Raw genomic sequence first — 15,529 nt, 5'->3', positions numbered from 1 at the left:
CTTGGTCGTGCCTAAGCCCGTCCTAAAGCGACGGACGTCGCACTGGGGGTGAGTAGTTCGGCGAGGCGGTTGAGCAGGAACGGGGGTGCCTGACGGTGGAACAGGTGCCCGCCTGGCACGGTGTGCTGCCGGCAGGCGGCGGTCGTGTGGCCGTCCCACGCCGCGGCGTCGGCCACGCGGACGATCGGGTCGGCGGCACCGGTGAACACGTGGATCGGCACCGGCAGCGGGTCGCCGCCGGGGTACCGGTAGCTGAGGCAGGCGCGCAGGTCGTCGCGGGCCAGCGCGACGGCCGCCGTGAGCCACGCGGGGTGGTCGCGCAGCGCGGGGGACATGCCGCCCAGCTCCGCGAGCAGGCCGGCGAGGTCGGCGTCGGGCAGGTCCACCGCGCCCGCGAGCGCGGTCGGCAGGTGCGGCGCCGGATACCCACCCACAGCCAGGCAGCGCGGTGCCGGGCGGCCGCGCGCGACCCGGGCACGGGTCAGCGCGTACGCGACGAGGGCGCCCATGCTGTGGCCGTACACGGCGTAGGGCGGGCGCAGGTACCGGTCGAGGTGCGTGTCGAGGTCCCGCACCAGCGGTTCGATGTCGGTGAACCGGGGTTCGCGCACCCGCGCCTCCCGGCCCGGCAGCTGCACGGGCAGCACGGAGACGCCCGGTCCGAGCGCGTCGCGCCAGCCGGCGTACGCGGACGCCGCCCCGCCGGCGTGGTGGAAGCAGAACAGCCGCAGCCCGTCCCCGGGCTCGGGCGCCCAGGGCAGGTACGGCGTCACGGTGACCGGCGGCGCGCGAGGCGCCCCATCAAGCCCAGCACCGCCCGCTGCACCGGGTACCCGCCGCGCATCTGGAGCACCGAACGCGCGGTCCAGAGCCGGGTCTGCGCCATGTGCGCGGGGGAGCCGTGCACGTCGTCGTTCTCCACCAGCCGCAGACCGCGCACGCGCTGGCGCAGCAGCGCGGTCTCGCCCGGCGGGATGATCTCGTCGCGGGTACTGGCCAGGTAGTGCACCGGAATGTCCAACCCGGACAGCTGCGCGTCGGTGAGCCCCCAGTCGCGCATGTGGTCGCCGACCTTCGCCGGCTCGACACCGGCCAGGTGCGCGAGCGTGTTCATGGTGAGCCGGGGCACCTGACGCTGCCAGGCGGCGTCGGCGAAGAACTCGCGGACCGGCGCGCCGATCGTGACGACGCCCTTGATGCGTGGGTCTTCGGTGGCGCAGCGCAGCGCGAGGTGGCCGCTGAAGCTCATCGCGACCGCGTACGCCCGGTCGGTGTCGGCGAGCCCGCCGGCCGCGTCGAGGATGCCGGAGAGCATCCGGTGGCTGTCGGCGTGGTATGGCAGGGTGTTCTCGCCGACGCCGGGCATCTCGGCGACGACGGCCGTGGTGCCGAGCTTGCGGGCCTGCGCGAGCACGGCGGCCCACTGCTCCTTGACGCTGACGATGCCGCCCATGACGAGCAGCAGCGGCCGGCGCCGCTCGGTGCCGCCGCTGACCCAGCACCGCACGGCGCCGTCGGCCAGCTCGACGTCGAGGCGCCGGAAGTCGGTGTGCTCGCGCCGCCAGCGGTCGAACGCGTCGGCGCAGGCGGCCATCGCGCGCTGCCGCTCGACGCCGTCCGGGTACGGGAAGCGGGCCAGGTTGTAGTGGGCGCACGCTTCTAGCAGCTTGCCGTCGCGCTCCAGCGCCACGGCCGCGGCCGACCACTCGCCGACCCAGGAACCCGCCCCGCCGTCCTCGTCGGTGCGGATCGGGTCCACGATCTCGCGGTACCGGGCCGGTGGGATGCCCTGCACCGTGGCGTGCGCCTCGGCGAACTGCCGCAGCTCGTCGATGTCGTGCATCAGATCCCCGCTCCCGTGGTCGCCGGCAGCGGGTGTGCGGCTGGTGCCGCGAACCCCTCCAACCGGTCCTTGATGTCGGTGAGCACGTCGGCGGCCTCGGCACCGTCGATGACCCGGTGGTCGAACGCGAGGCTCAGCCGCATCACCGGTGCGACCGCGAGCGCACCGTCGCGCACGACCGGCCGGTCGGCGATCCGTCCTATGCCGAGGGTCACCGTGGTGCCGCCCACCGAGTGGAACCCGTCGACCGCGCGGTGCCCCAGCGAGCTGACCGCGAACGTGCCGACGGTCGTGGCGCGGCGGCGCAGCGGCCGGATCGCCGCGCGGAACGCCAGCCGTCCCACGGGTCCGGGCAGCCGGTGCAGCAGCCGTGCGCCCGCGAACTCGGCCATGGTGGCGGGGTCGCCGTCGCGGTACCGCTCGACCCGGCGCTGTATGTCGTCGAGGCTTGCGCGGTCGAGGTCGGGCAGCAGCGCGGCGAGCACGACGCGCCGTCCGCCGACGGTCTTGTCGAGCGCGAGCTTGCCGGTGACCGTCGGGTACCGGGCGACGCGTGGCCACAGCCGACCCCGGATCGCCGCGTTGGCGTCCGGGTGCGCGGCGAGCACGCGGGCAGCCTCGTGCAGCACGTACGTGACGACCGAGTACCGCCGGCCCTCTGCCGTGGCGGCCGCCCGGTGCGCCCGGACCGCACCCATGTCGACCTCGGTGTCGATGAAAACCGGTGCGAACGCCCGCACCTCCGCGAGGAAGTGCAGGGTGTGCCGGCGTTCCCGGGCGACCGGCGCGCTCATACCCTGGTCGCCAGCGCGTGGATGTCGGCGAGCGTGCCGGCCTCCAGCACGTCCGGCATGGAGATGCGCCGCCCGGTGCTGCGCTCCAGCGCGGTCAGCAGCCACAGCAGGTGCACCGAGTCCCAGCCCGAAAGGTCGGACAGTTTGCGGTCGGCGTCGGCCGTGGTGAGCGGCAGGCCCAGCTCGTCGCGGACGAGCGTCACCAGGTCGTCGATGCTGTTCACGAAGCGGCCCTCTCGAAGCTCTCGGTCAGGTGGAGGTGGTCCGGGCCCGGCTCGACCGTGGCCAGGTCGTGGCGGAACACCAGCGCCCCGTCCCGGTCGTCGGCCGGCTGAAACCCGTGGCGGAGGTAGAAGTCGCGCACCATCGCGTTCTTCGCGCTGGCCCGGTAGTACCCGAACACGGCCGGTGCGCCGCTGCCCTGGGCGTGCCGCAGCAGCGCCGCGAGACACGCGCGCTCGATGCCACGGGAGAACACCCGGCAGCTGAGCAGGAAGTTGTCGACGTGTACGCCGTCCGCGTCGCGCCGGGTGAAGACGGCGCCGACGATGCCGTTGTCGCCGAACCGGTCGGCCGCCTCGATGGCCAGTACCAGCCGGCTCGGGTCGGCGGCCAGCTCGTGCAGGTCGGGCAGCGGCACCCGGGTGGTGGTGAGGTTGAACTGGTTGGTGCGCAGCGTGATCTGGGCGACCCGGGCGGCCTCCGGCGGGGTGACCGGGCCGAGCCGGACCTTGACCCCGAGCTCGCGCAGGTAGTCGTCGAGCGAGTCGAAGGTGCCGAGGAAGTCCGCGCGCTCCATTTCCTGGCGGTACATCACGGTGCGGGCGCGGTCTTCGGCGGTCAGTTCACGGGTGTCGAACCAGCCGTCGCGCAGCAGCTTCGTCACGTGCAGGGCCGGCTCCTCATCGACCTGTACGACGGCGACCTGGGGCAGCTCGCGGCGCACCAGCCCGCACTCGAACGGGCTGTCGTCGACGAAGACGAAGCTGTCGAGGCCCAGGTTGAGGGTCTTGGCCAGCTCGACGAGGTTGTCGTGTTTGGGTCGCCAGTTGGCGACGACCCGGACGAAGTCCTCGCCGCGCAGCGTCATCCGCGGGTGCGCCTCCAGCGCCTCCTGCACCGGCTCCGGGTTGTTCTTGCTGACGGCCGCCAGCAGCACGCCCTGCGAGCCGATCTGCTTGGCCACCTTCTGGAACGCCCGGAACGCCTCACCCCGGTACGAGTCGGCGACCTCGATGCCCTCGACGCCGTCGTCGCCGAGGATCCCGCCCCAGACGGTGTTGTCCAGGTCGAGCACCAGGCACTTCTTGGTGCGGCCGGTCACGTGCCGGGCCAGGTGGCCGACCTCGCGGGCGTACCGGGCGAGCAACTGCGGCGACAGGTGCGCCTTGGCGTACACGTCGAGCCGGTCGTCGGTGACCGGGATGCCCTCGGCGAGCAGCGGGTCGAGGTCGAGAACGACGACCGCCGGGTGCTGCTCGGCGAGGCGGAGCAGCCGGGCGTTCGCCTCTCGCCAGACCGCGCCGAGCTGGGCGCGGGAGCGGTGGTCGACCAGTTGCGCCGGGTACCGGGACGGCAGGGGAATCGTGTTGAGCACCAGTGTGCCCCGGCCGGTGGCGGCGAACCGGCCGGCGAGCTGCTCGACGGTGGAGACCCGGGCGGCCGCCGCGGCGGCGACGTCGTCGGGGCGCCACGGCACCGGTACGTCGTCGAAGACCACGGTGGCGTCGAGCACGCAGAGCACCAGGTCGGGCGCGGCGGCGTAGAGCGCGCTGCCCGGGTCGGCGAGGTCGAACACGTAACTGTCGAAGTCGGACACCGCCGGCCGCACCAGCAGGCCGTGCCGGGCCAGCTCGGCTGTCAGCGGCGGCACCAGCGCCGACAGCGTGCCGTGCCCGGTGACCGCCACGTTGAGCGCGGGCACAGTCGGGTGTGCGCGGCGTACCTCGTCGGGATCGAGCCGCGCGAGTAGCTGCCCGGCGCGGCCGAGGTCGGCGTCGGGCAGCTCGGCGAGCAGCGCCGGCAGCTCGGGGAACCGGTCCGCGAGCTGCCCGGACCGCAACAGGGCGAGCACGCCTGGCGCGTTCACAGCTTCTCCAGGGCGAAGCCAGCCTTGATCCACTTGCTGGACTCGACCGAGATGCCGATCGCCCGCTCGCCGCTCGCCATCCGCGGCAGCAGCCGCTCCAACTGGAGGAACGGCAGGGCGTTGCCGTTGTTGCCGGTGTCGGCCACACAGGACACCTCGCGGGCGTCCGGCAGGTCGAGATGCTTGACGATCTGGCTGGTCATCCGGCCGGACAGCTGCGGCGGCAGCAGGTAGTGCAGGTCGTCGCGGCGCCAGCCGAGGTCGTCGAGCAGCTCCTTGAGGATCTCGGCGGACATCAGCGGCACCGACTCCTCGATGGCCTTGTAGTCCTCGCTGGCGGGCAGCCGGTCGGCGGGCGCGTCGCGCAGCTCGCCGGCTCCGAACCATTCGATGGACTGGCCGGGCGGGCGGCCGAGGCCGGTGAGCCGGTTCAGCACCCGTCGCAGGGCGACGCTGCCCGGTACCGGATCGAGTGTGAGGACGGCGGCGCCCGCGCCGTCGCCGAACAGCACGATGTTGACCAGCTGGGCCGGCGGCAGCTTGCTGGCGTCGAGGTGGACGTCGAGGTGCTTGGCGCACGAGTCGCCGCCGATCACCAGGGCGGTGCGGTGGCCGCTGGCCAGCATCAGCTGCCGGGCCACGTCGAGCGCCTGGATCGCGCCGGCGCAGCCGGACTGGAGCTGGTAGGTGGGCACGCCGTCGATGCCGAGCCGGTCGGCGACGAGGTTGACGGTTGCGGGCATCAGCAGGTCGGGTGAGGCGGTGCCCATCACGACCAGCTCGACGTCGCGGGGTGCCACGCCGGCCGCGGTGAGCGCCCGCCGGCCGGCCGCCTCGGCGAGGTCGGTGAGGCTGTGGAGGCGCTCGCCGGTGTCGAGGTCGACGGCGAGGTGCCGGGTGCGGGTGCCGATGAAGGCGTCGATCCACTGCTGCCACATCTGGTCCATGCCGAGCCGGCGAGCCAGCCGGGCGTTGTCGAGGGGTGGGCCGGGCAACTCGGTGCCGACGGCCAGGACGTGGGTGTCACCACGGGCGTCCATTGTGGATGGCAGTCCTCTCTCCGGGTCCGGCGCGCGCCGTACCCCATCCTGGGTCGCGGGCCTAAAGCGGGCCTAAGGCCCGCCTTGTGGGCGGCGGCCGCGTGGGCGCGCCGGCGAGCGGACCAGCAAGGTCCGCTTTAGGGGTGCGCAAGCGGACGGGCGCAGCATTTGTCCGACAACCACATATCCGCAACGAGAGGGGGAATTATCATGCGCGCTGGCCGGATCAGCCGGGCCGTCGGGTACCCCGTGGCGGTGGCCGCCTGCGTGCTGGGGCTTGCCGCCGTGCCGGGCACCGCCGCGGCACACGGCAGCCAGCAGGGCCGCGGCTGCGTCACACTGGAGGGCCTCCACGAGGTGACGCAGCTGACCATCCACGATGGAGGCGAACCGGGCCCCGGTGCGGGTGACCTCGTCAAGGCGCACAACGAGTTGTTCAACGCGCGCGGTCACCTCATTGGCACGTCCGACGGCACGATCGGCGTGTACGCCCACCCGGTCACCGGCGAGCTGTGGCAGTGGGTGATGGCCACCGACAAGCTGCCCGGCGGCAAGGTCGTGTGGGCCGGGCACTACAAGCTCGGGCCGGCGGTGGCCGGCGAGGTGACCACGCTGCCCGCTACCGGCGTCAGCGGGAAATACAAGGGCAAGACCGGTGAGCGCTGGTTCCGGCTGGTCAGCCGGCCATCGGAGAACAGCACCGAGCTGGAGTCGGGCGTCTCGCTGTGCCGCGGGCGGCGCTGACCCGACCACATGCCGCGACCCGATCCACCGCACCGGGACACACGGGTGTCCCGGTGCGGTGGTGTCATAGAGACCGAAACCGACGAGAGGAGCTGGCACGTGACCGAGTGGCAGGGCATCGCAGGCAAGACCGTTCTGATCACCGGCGGCACCGGGGGCATCGGGCTGGCGGCGGCCCGTGAGCTGGCCGCCCGCGGGGCGCGGCTGGGCATCGTGGCCCGCGACGAGGGCCGCGCGGCGGCCGCCGTCGACCAGATCCGGTCCAGCGGAGGCGGGGGCTCCGAGGTTGAGGTCTTCATGGCCGACCTGGCCTCGCAGGCGTCCGTCCGGCAGCTGGCCGCCGACGTGCTGGCGCGGTACCCGCGGCTGGACGCACTGGTCAACAACGCCGGCGCGGTGAACATGAAGCGCCAGGTGACCGCCGACGGCATCGAGCTGACCTGGGCGGTCAACCACCTGGCGCCGTTCCTGCTCACCGAGCTGCTGCTCGACCGGCTTAAGGAAAGCGCTCCGGCCAGGGTCATCACGACCGCCTCGGACGCGCACCGCACCGTGTCCGGCATCCCCTTCGACGACCTGAACGCCGAGCGCAAGTTTCAGGGCATGGGTCGCTACGGGGTCTCCAAGCTGGCGAACATCCTGTTCACCGCCGAGCTGGCCCGCCGGGTCGCCGGCAGCGGCGTCACCGCCACCAGCTTCCATCCCGGCTTCGTGGCCAGCGGCTTCAACCTCAACAACGGCGCGTTCTTCCGGTTCGCCATGAAGCTGACGAGCGTGGTCGCCCGGTCGCCGGAGAAGGGCGCGGAGACCCTCGTCTGGCTGCTCGACACCCCGGACGGCACGCTGCGACCCGGCGGCTACTACAAGGACCGCCGTGAGGTCGAGCCCACGCGGTCCGCGCGCGACGAGCCGGCGGCTCGCCGCTTGTGGGAGGTCAGCGAGGCGCAGACCCGCGCCACGGCCTGACGGCCCCGCCAGGTCGCGGGGCCGCCAGGGCCAAAGGGGTATCAGGTACCCGGCACGTGGAACGCGTAGAACGTCTTGCTCGGCAAGCCGAGCCGGTTGTTCGCGTACCCGTTGCCCCAGAACACCGTGCCGCCGGCGATCGACGGGCCGGCGTTCGACGCGCCCTCACCGGCGAAGTCCCACAGCAGCGCGCCGTTGCGTGCGTCCAGCGCGTACATGTGGTTGTTCAGGCTTCCGATGTAGACGACGCCGTTCGCGGTGCTGACCGCCGCCTGCGTCATGCCGCCGTGCGGCTCCGGCACCTGCCACAGGATCTGCCCGGTCGCCGGGTCGATGGCGCCGAACGAGCTGTAGTCGATGACCGTGCCATCCGGCATCGTGTGCGGCTTCTTGCCGAAGTTGGTCTCGTTGAAGTAGATCCGCTTGCCGTCCGTCGCCACGCCCCACTGGATGCCGCTCCAGTGGTCGCCGTCCGGACCGACCCGCTTCTGCCAGACCACCTTGCCCGTGCGGGCGTCGAGCATCCAGTAGATGCCGCCCTTCTGCGCGGCGCCCACCAGCCGGCGCGGCTTGCCGTTCTTGTCCTTTACGGTGAACAGCGTGGCCCCCGCGCCGTAGTCGTACGACGGGCCTGGCACCGGGCAGTCGTCACCCGGGTTCTGCGGGTTGGCGCAGTCACCGTTCCAGACGTCGAACCAGTCCGCCCGGTGCACCCACTTGATCGACCCGTCGCGCAGGTCGAAGGCGACCACCGAGTCGTAGATGTTCCAGTCCGGCAGGCACTCGCGCGCCGTGCCACCGGCCGCCTTGCAGTCGTAGGCGCTCTTCGGCATCGAGTAGTTGTTGCCGGTCGTGGCGTACAGCGTGCCGGTCAGCGGGTCGATGGTCGGCCCGCCGCTCCAGATCGTGCCGCCGCTGAACCGATCACCGTCGGTGCCGTTCTCCGGGATCGTGTGGGTCTTCCAACGCACCTTCCCGGTGATCGCGTCGACAGCCACCATGCTGCCCCGGAACGAGCAGCACTTGTAGGTCGGGAAGATGACCGCGCGGATCTCCACGGAGGACACGCCCATGTAGACGGTGCGTCCGTGCACCACCGGCGAGCCGGTGATGCTGGCCGACGGGTGGTCCTCGACCAGTGTCTTGAACCGCAGGTCACCCGTGCGGGTGTCGACCGCGAGCAGGTAGCCGGCGCTGACCGTGGGCGGGCTCAGCGCGCAGCAGGCCGGGTTGACGGTGCCGATGTACAGCGTGTTGCCGACGACGGCCGGGCTGCTGCGGGAGAAGACGCCGTCGATGCCGACGTAGTCGGCCACCTTCCGCGACCAGATGGTCTCGCCGGTGTCGGCGTCCAGCTTCCACAGCGTGCCGCCCCAGTCGGGGAAGTACACCGCGCCGCCGACGACGGCCGGCGTGGCGGAGACGTCACCGGTGGTGGTGGCCTTCCACTTGACCGCGAGCTGGCTGGCGTTTCCGGGCTTGATGGCGCGCTCGAACGGGTTCGACCGCGTGTTGCTCAGGTCGTGCCCGCCGGTGCGCCACTCGCCGCCGAACGGGTGCGCCGTCGCCGAGGACGGCAGCGCCGCCACGACAGCGACGGCGACCAGCGCCGCGAGGGCCAGCGCACGCCGGGCGACCCGGTTGCCGAGCGTCACCTGCGGCATACCGACACCCCCGACTCGCTGATGGACTCGATGGGCGAGGTGCGCTCGATCAGCCGGAACGTACGGGCGCCCACCTTGCCGCGGAAGCGGCCGGTGACGCCCACCGCGCCGATCGACTGCTCCTCGCCGGACACCGCCGAGATCAGGTCGATGGTGCCGGCCGAGGCGACCGTGCCGCCCGGCAGGTAGTCGATGCCGGTGACGAACTCCTTGAGCCGGCCGGTGGCCGGGTCGGCGAAGACCACCGCGCGGCCGACGTTGCGGCCGACCAGGTCGCCGTCGGCGTCGAGCAGCTCGGTGTGGAAGTCGACGACGTCGCCGGCGCCCTCACCCGGCTCGCCACCGTCCGTGATGGACAGGTGCGTGACCTCGGTGAGTCCGCTGTACGCGATGCAGTCCCGGTGCTTTCCGGGCCCGGCCCAGGCGGCCGAAGGCTCGGCCACCAGGACGGCGGCGCTCGCGGCGGCTGCGGCGAACGACGCGACCGCCCGTTTCGGGGCTAGGCGCATGGCATTCCCTCTTTTCGTGGTTGTGGATGCCCGCCGGGCGGTGCCGTCGCGTCACCGGACGGGCCGTGCCCGCGCCGTGGCCGAAGGCACGATGTGCCCGGCCCGCGGCGCGCCCGTTGAATCGTGGGCAGTCGGGCTAAAGGACACCTAAAGCACCGCTTCGGGTCGGTCGACCCGGTACGGGTATGGCCCGTGGCGCAAGAGCGGCGCAGGCGCCGCTTTAGCGGGCACACAGACCATGCCGGCATGGGCACCCATCGATCGCGTTCCTGGTCCGTCATGGTCGTGGCCATCGTCGCCGGGGTCCGGCATTTCTAGGGGTACCGTTCGCGGCGCCCCCGGTCGGCGAGGCGCGCTGGCGGTCACCCCGCCCGCCGGTCAGGTGGACGGGTGTGCGGCCGGCGACCGCGTACGGCAGCGACTGCCCTCAGCCCGGGGCAGGTGGTGAGGATGCCTCTGATCTCAACGTGCACGCGCCCGTGCGGCGGCGCGGCAGTCCCGGGTACCGGTGGTGGTGTGGCTGCACGGCGGCGGGTTCACCCGCGGCTCCGGCGCGCGCCCCGTTGACCTGGCAGCCGCCCACGCCTGCGCGTTCTGGAAGGGACTCGGCTATCCGGTCACGGCGTGAGGTGACAGCCGGTCGGCCACGACCCGCGTCACGTCGGCGGCGTTCGCGGAGACGAAGAAGTGCCCGCCGGGAAACACGGACAGCTCGAACTCTCCGGTCGTGTGCTCCGACCACGCTCGTGCCTCGTCCAGAGTGGTGCGCGGGTCGGCGTCGCCGGTCAGCGCGGTCACGGGGCACGACAGCAGCCGGCCCGGGGTGTGCCGGTACGTCTCGATCGCGGTGTAGTCGCTGCGGATCGCCGGCAGGATCATCCGGACCAGCTCGGGGTCGCCCATGAGGCTGGCGTCGGTGCCGCTCAGCAGCCGCACCTCGGCCAGGATGCCGGCGTCGTCGCGCAGGTGCACCCGATCCTCCCGGTACCGCGAGGGCGCGCGCCGGCCCGAGGCGAAGAGCCGGTCCAGTGGCTGTCCCGTCGACTTCTCCAGGCGCAGGGCCACCTCGTAGGCGAGCACCGCGCCGAGGCTGTGCCCGAACAAGGCAAGAGGGCGGTCCGTGTACCCGATCAGCTCCTCGGCGGCGCGGTCGGCGAGGTCGTCGACGGAGGTCAGGCCGGGCTCGTGCCGGCGGTCCTGGCGCCCTGGGTACTGCACGCCGAGCACCTCGACGCCCGGCGCCAGCGCGGTCGACAGTGGGTGGAAGAAGCTCGCCGAGCCGCCAGCGTGCGGGAAGCACACCAGCCGTACGGCGCCCGGCGCGGCCGGCCGGAAGCGGCGGATCCAGCTCATGGAACCCCTCACAGCGGGATGTTGTCGTGCCGCCCGCGGGCGGCCGGTGCCTGCGCCAGGGCCCGGGCCAGCGTGGCGCGGGTTTCGGCGGGGTCGATGACGGCGTCGACGACGCCGAGGGCGAGCGCGCGCCCGACGCCACCGGAGAGGCGGTTGTGCTCGGCGATCAGCCGCTCGCGCAGGGCCGGCAGCTCTTCGGGGGTGGCCGCCGCCAGGGCCCGGCGGTGCAACACGCCCACGGCCGCCTCAGCGCCCATCACGGCCACCTCCGCTTCCGGCCACGCGTACACGGCCGTGGCACCCAGGGAACGGGAGTTCATCGCGATGTAGGCGCCCCCGTACGACTTGCGCGTCACCAGCGTAACCCGCGGCACCACGGCCTGCGCGAAGGCGTGCAGCAGCTTGGCGCCTCGCCGGATCACGCCGTCGAACTCCTGGCCGACGCCGGGCAGGTAACCGGGCACGTCGACGAGCACGACGAGCGGCGCGCCGAACGCGTCACACATCCGCACGAAGCGGGCCGCTTTCTCGGCGCTGAGCGCGTCGAGGCAGCCGCCCTTGCGCAGCGGGTTGTTGGCGATGATGCCGACCGTGCGCCCGGCCAGCCGGCCCAGGCCCACCACGACGTTCGCCGCCCAGCGCGGCTGGAGCTCGACGAAGCCGGGTCCACTGTCGACGATCGCGCGCACGAGCGGCCGGACGTCGTATGCCCGGCGCGGGCTCTCGGGCAGCAGCGCGCGCAGGTCGGCGCCGCGCGGCAGGGCGTCGGGGGTGAAGCGGCCCGGCCGCGCGAACAGCTCGGCCAGCCGGCGCGCCTCCCGGTACGCCGCCTGCTCGTCCGGCACGGCCAGGTGGGCCACGCCGGAGCGGCGGCCGTGCGTGTCGGGGCCGCCGAGCGTTGCCATGTCGACCTGCTCGCCGGTGACCGCGCGCACCACGTCGGGTCCGGTGACGAACATCCGCGCGTCACCAGCCATGATCACGAGGTCGGTCAGTGCCGGCCCGTACGCGGCCGCGCCGGCCGCCGGCCCTAGCACCACGGAGATCTGCGCGACCCGGCCGGACGCACGGGTCATCGCGCTGAACACCTGGCCCACACCGTCCATCGATTCCACGCCGTCGGCGAGCCGGGCGCCGCCCGAGTGCCACAGGCCGATGACGGGAACGTCTTCGACAACGGCGGCGTCGATCGCGGTGGCGATGTGCCGGCACCCGGTCGCGCCCATCGCACCGCCCATCGTGGTGGCGTCGGTGCAGTACGCGACGACCGGCCGGCCGCCGACCAGCCCGCGGACCGCGGTGACGCCGCTGGAATCGGGGGCGTGCAGCGGCGCGGGCGAGCCGGCGTCGAGCAGTCGGGCCAGCCGGGCGGCCGGTTTCCGGTCGTCGCTGTCAAGGTTGCCCGGTTCAAGGTGGGATGGTGCGTCGGGCGGGGCCGTGGTCATGACCGTCATCGGCAAAAGCCTATGGACGGTGGGGTGCCACGGCCCACCCGTAGCGACCCCTAACCCGCGCGGCTGTCGGCGACGTCGAGCTGGAGCCCGGATGGCAGGTCGCTGCGGCCGTTGACGCGCAGCTTCCGGTACACCCGGGTCAGGTGCTGCTCCACTGTGCTCACCGTGACGTACAGCTTGCCGGCGATCTCCCTGTTGGTGTGCCCGAGCGCCGCCAGCGTCGCGACCCGGCGTTCGGCGTCGCTCAGCTCGGTCAGCTCGTCCGGGGTGTCCGGCGGGGCCGCCGGGCGCGGCGTGGGGGACAGGTCGGGTTGCAGCCGGCGCAACAGCGGCACCGCCTGGCTCTTGCGGGCGATCGTGCGCGCGGTGCGCACCATCATCCGCGCCCGGCTGGACTCGCCGACCTGGTGCAGCGCGTCGCTGAGGTCGGCGAGCGCGCGGACCGCCTCGAGCCGGTCGCCGCTGGTCTGGAGCAGGTCGACAGCCTCGCGCAGCATCGGCACCCGCCGGGACGGATCGCTGGCCGCCGCGAGCACCCGCAGGGTGGCCCCGCGCACGCGCGGCTGGCCCTCACCGACCCGGCGCAGCTGCTCCTGTGCCAGATCCCGGGCCCGCCGGTGCCGGCCCAGCGCCAGGTAGGCCTGGGCGAGGTCGGAGCGCCACGGCAGCAGCGCCGGCTCGTCCATGTCCCAGGCGGTGAGCAGGTCGCCGCATGCCTGCAAGTCGCTGACGGCGGCCCGCGCCCGGTCGGTGGCCAGGTAGTAGCCGCCGCGGGCGCGCAGGTACTGCACGCCGAACGGGGTGCCGAACATGCCCGGCGGCACCGGAAGGCCCAGGTAGTGCGCGGCGTCGTCGTACGCTCCGGCGCAGGTGCTCGCGCCCACCAGCGTGGCGAGCACGCCGCCGAGCCCGACGCCCCAGCCCTTGGGTGTGAGCTCGGTCAGCGCGTCGCGGGCGTGCTGCCGGCCGCCGAGCAGGCCACCCTGGCGCAGCTCGAGGTCGGCGCGTACCCCGGCCTGGAGCGCCAGCCACGGCGCCCCGTTCGGCGCCCAGGCGCCCGCCGCGGCGTACCGGTCGAGCAGCACCAGCGCCGCGAGCGCGACCCGCGCCGGTACCAGCGCGTCGTCGCCGTGCTGGCCGCGCACCATCTGCTCAGCCGCGGCGACCGCGTCGCCGTGCGGGCTGAGCGCGACCATCGCCCCCAGCACGGCGCTGGCGCGGGCCGGCGGCAGCTGCGGCATCGGCCCGCCGCCCGCGCCGAGCAGCTCCCAGCCGGCGCGCACCTGGGCGCGCTGCTCCGGGTAGGTGTAGCCGAGCCACAGCAGCGCCACCCGCAGCCCGGCGGACACCTCGATGTCGCGCCCGGACCGCTCGCAGAGCGTGGTGAGCAGCATGGTCGCCTCGGAGACCCGGCCGTGCCACAGCAGGTAGCTGAGCGGCGCGAGCGCGTGCCGCGGCGCGAGCGTGCCGGTCCGCGCGGCGGCGACCAGCTCGGGCAGGTGCGGCGCCACGCCGGCCGGGTTGAGCAGCCATTCCAGGCGCGCGAGCCGCGAGCGGGTCTCGGCGTGGTGCTCGCGGTCGGGGCTGGCCGCGAGCGCCGTCCGCAGGCACCCGCGGGCCTGGTCGGCATCGCCGTGCGCGAGCGCCTGCTCGGCGGCCTCGTGCAGGGTCTGCGACATCCAGCCGGCGTCCAGCCGGTCGGCGCGGGTCAGGTGCCGTGCCACGTCGGCGGACGGCACGCCCTCGTCGTGCAGCATCGTGGCGGCGCGCCGGTGCAGCTCGCCGCGCCGGTCGGGCGCCATCTCGCCGAGCACCGCGGTGCGGGCGCGGGCGTGCCGGTAGTCGCCGGACTCGTCGAGGATGCCGCCCTTGGTGAGCAGCTCGACCGCGCGGGTCACCAGCTCGATCTCGGTGCCGAGCAGGACGGCCAGCGTCGCGGCCGGAGCGGCCGCGCCGAGCACGGCGACCGCGCGGGCCACGTCGACGACGACAGGCTCGCTGCGGTACAGGCAGGTGAGAACCGCCTGCCCGTACGCCCAGCCGACCGGGACGGGGTCGGCCGGCTGGGCGCCAACGAGGCGGAAGTCTTCGATCAACGCCCGGACCAGCAGCGGGTTGCCGCCGGTGAGCGTGTGGTACTCCGACGCGCGGCGGGCCGGCAACTGTGGCAGCTCGCGCAGCAGGTGTGCGACGCCGAAGCGGGTGAGCGGCTCGAGCGCCATCGCGCGAAACCGCGGGTTGCCCAGCACCTCGGCGTGGTACTGCGGGTGGGCCGGCATGACCCGGCTGTTGCAGGTGAGCACCACCAGCACCCGCGCGTTCTGGAGCCGGCGAAACAGATACGACAGCCACTGCACCGACGGCGGGTCGGCATGGTCTACGTCGTCGACGCAGATGACCAGTGGCGTGTCGCGGGCCTGCTCCAGGACCGCCATGCACAGTAGGTGCACTATGCGGGCGGTCATCCGCTCCATGGGCTCGGCTGCCAGGGTGTCCCACCGGCTGCGCGCGCCCTCGTCGAGCAGTTTGACCACCAGCGCGGCGGTCTCGGACGACAAGTCCATGCTGTGCAGCAGCTGCCCGACGACACCGAACGGCAGAGCCTGCTCGGCGCGCGACGCCACCGCGGTGAGCACCGTTGCTCCCGCGCGGGCCGTGCGGTCCGCCACCGCCTCTAGGATGGCCGTCTTCCCGCTGGCCACGGAACCGGCCACCGCCATCGCCGCACCCTGGCCATGGGCAGCTTGGGCGTACAGACCGTCGAACACGCGCAGTTGCGCGTCTCTCTCAATTAGCTCTCGCTCGACCAACCTCATCAGTTGCGCCTCCCCCGTAGCGACCAGCTCCGAGGACCAGGTGCGGCAAAATCACACGCTGATCTATGCCGCGATCCGGCCGTAAGAGCTGCATAACATAGAGCATTTTCGCAACGCCAGTCGTCTGTCCGCAATCCCACACGCGCGCGATTGCATGTATCAGAAGTGCTCCCGCGCCCTCGTTGACGTGCGCATTGTCGCTGCTTTCGGGCCGTGTTAACTGTTCGTGAATTGAACGCCCGCTAGGTCGATGTAAG

At 73.1% G+C, this 15,529-nt stretch carries 13 protein-coding genes and 1 pseudogene; 3 read left to right on the top strand and 11 right to left on the bottom strand.

Going from position 1 to position 15,529, the window contains the following annotated elements:
* Nucleotides 1-11: 11 nt before the first annotated feature.
* Genes V6V89_RS14140 through V6V89_RS14115 form a run of 6 tightly spaced genes read right to left on the bottom strand, consistent with a single transcriptional unit; the run spans nucleotide 12 to nucleotide 5,766 of the window.
* Entirely contained in the window at nucleotides 12-773 is a 762-nt protein-coding gene (locus V6V89_RS14140) for a thioesterase II family protein (protein WP_334619546.1), read from the bottom strand.
* Nucleotides 770-1,843, bottom strand: coding sequence for an alpha/beta hydrolase (locus V6V89_RS14135; RefSeq protein WP_334619545.1), 1,074 nt, complete (start codon nucleotides 1,841-1,843; stop codon nucleotides 770-772). Before V6V89_RS14135 ends, V6V89_RS14140 begins: the two co-directional genes overlap by 4 nt.
* Nucleotides 1,843-2,637, bottom strand: a complete 795-nt coding sequence (locus V6V89_RS14130) for a 2-oxo acid dehydrogenase subunit E2 (protein WP_334619544.1) — start codon at nucleotides 2,635-2,637, stop codon at nucleotides 1,843-1,845. Before V6V89_RS14130 ends, V6V89_RS14135 begins: the two co-directional genes overlap by 1 nt.
* On the bottom strand, nucleotides 2,634-2,861 hold the full coding sequence (locus tag V6V89_RS14125) for an acyl carrier protein (RefSeq protein ID WP_334619543.1): 228 nt from the start codon (nucleotides 2,859-2,861) through the stop codon (nucleotides 2,634-2,636). Before V6V89_RS14125 ends, V6V89_RS14130 begins: the two co-directional genes overlap by 4 nt.
* Nucleotides 2,858-4,726 carry an HAD-IIIC family phosphatase gene (locus V6V89_RS14120; RefSeq protein WP_334619542.1) on the bottom strand — a complete coding sequence of 623 codons (1,869 nt, stop codon included), beginning with the start codon at nucleotides 4,724-4,726 and terminating at the stop codon, nucleotides 2,858-2,860. The genes V6V89_RS14125 and V6V89_RS14120 overlap by 4 nt, the downstream gene beginning before the upstream one ends.
* Nucleotides 4,723-5,766 carry a 3-oxoacyl-ACP synthase III family protein gene (locus V6V89_RS14115; RefSeq protein WP_334619541.1) on the bottom strand — a complete coding sequence of 348 codons (1,044 nt, stop codon included), beginning with the start codon at nucleotides 5,764-5,766 and terminating at the stop codon, nucleotides 4,723-4,725. Before V6V89_RS14115 ends, V6V89_RS14120 begins: the two co-directional genes overlap by 4 nt.
* A gap of 210 nt (nucleotides 5,767-5,976) precedes the next feature.
* Here V6V89_RS14115 and V6V89_RS14110 point away from each other — a divergent pair, with 210 nt between their 5' ends.
* Both V6V89_RS14110 and V6V89_RS14105 read left to right on the top strand, forming a co-directional pair.
* On the top strand, nucleotides 5,977-6,510 hold the full coding sequence (locus tag V6V89_RS14110; protein WP_334619540.1) for an allene oxide cyclase barrel-like domain-containing protein: 534 nt from the start codon (nucleotides 5,977-5,979) through the stop codon (nucleotides 6,508-6,510).
* A gap of 99 nt (nucleotides 6,511-6,609) precedes the next feature.
* Nucleotides 6,610-7,476, top strand: coding sequence for an SDR family NAD(P)-dependent oxidoreductase (locus V6V89_RS14105; protein WP_334619539.1), 867 nt, complete (start codon nucleotides 6,610-6,612; stop codon nucleotides 7,474-7,476).
* Between the two features lie 41 nt (nucleotides 7,477-7,517).
* Here V6V89_RS14105 and V6V89_RS14100 read toward each other — a convergent pair whose 3' ends face one another.
* Nucleotides 7,518-9,140 carry an outer membrane protein assembly factor BamB family protein gene (locus V6V89_RS14100; protein WP_334619538.1) on the bottom strand — a complete coding sequence of 541 codons (1,623 nt, stop codon included), beginning with the start codon at nucleotides 9,138-9,140 and terminating at the stop codon, nucleotides 7,518-7,520.
* Nucleotides 9,128-9,649 (bottom strand): allene oxide cyclase barrel-like domain-containing protein, encoded by a 522-nt coding sequence (locus V6V89_RS14095; protein ID WP_334619537.1) that lies wholly within the window; start codon nucleotides 9,647-9,649, stop codon nucleotides 9,128-9,130. The genes V6V89_RS14100 and V6V89_RS14095 overlap by 13 nt, the downstream gene beginning before the upstream one ends.
* A gap of 260 nt (nucleotides 9,650-9,909) precedes the next feature.
* Here V6V89_RS14095 and V6V89_RS41720 point away from each other — a divergent pair.
* Nucleotides 9,910-10,092: pseudogene (locus V6V89_RS41720) on the top strand (carboxylesterase family protein); the annotation flags it as partial.
* A 166-nt stretch (nucleotides 10,093-10,258) separates the two neighbouring features.
* Here V6V89_RS41720 and V6V89_RS14090 read toward each other — a convergent pair.
* The 3 genes from V6V89_RS14090 to V6V89_RS14080 are packed head-to-tail and all read right to left on the bottom strand — an operon-like array spanning nucleotide 10,259 to nucleotide 15,272.
* Nucleotides 10,259-11,002, bottom strand: coding sequence for a thioesterase II family protein (locus V6V89_RS14090; RefSeq protein ID WP_334619536.1), 744 nt, complete (start codon nucleotides 11,000-11,002; stop codon nucleotides 10,259-10,261).
* Between the two features lie 8 nt (nucleotides 11,003-11,010).
* Nucleotides 11,011-12,447, bottom strand: a complete 1,437-nt coding sequence (locus V6V89_RS14085) for an acyl-CoA carboxylase subunit beta (RefSeq protein WP_334619550.1) — start codon at nucleotides 12,445-12,447, stop codon at nucleotides 11,011-11,013.
* A gap of 59 nt (nucleotides 12,448-12,506) precedes the next feature.
* On the bottom strand, nucleotides 12,507-15,272 hold the full coding sequence (locus V6V89_RS14080) for an AAA family ATPase (RefSeq protein ID WP_334619535.1): 2,766 nt from the start codon (nucleotides 15,270-15,272) through the stop codon (nucleotides 12,507-12,509).
* Nucleotides 15,273-15,529: the final 257 nt, after the last annotated feature.

The sequence above is a fragment of the Micromonospora sp. CPCC 206061 genome, from assembly GCF_036906915.1.
Classification (GTDB): Bacteria; Actinomycetota; Actinomycetes; order Mycobacteriales; family Micromonosporaceae; genus Phytohabitans.
The sequence above is the reverse complement of the archived record's forward strand: the minus strand, read 5'-3'. Positions and strand labels throughout refer to the sequence as shown.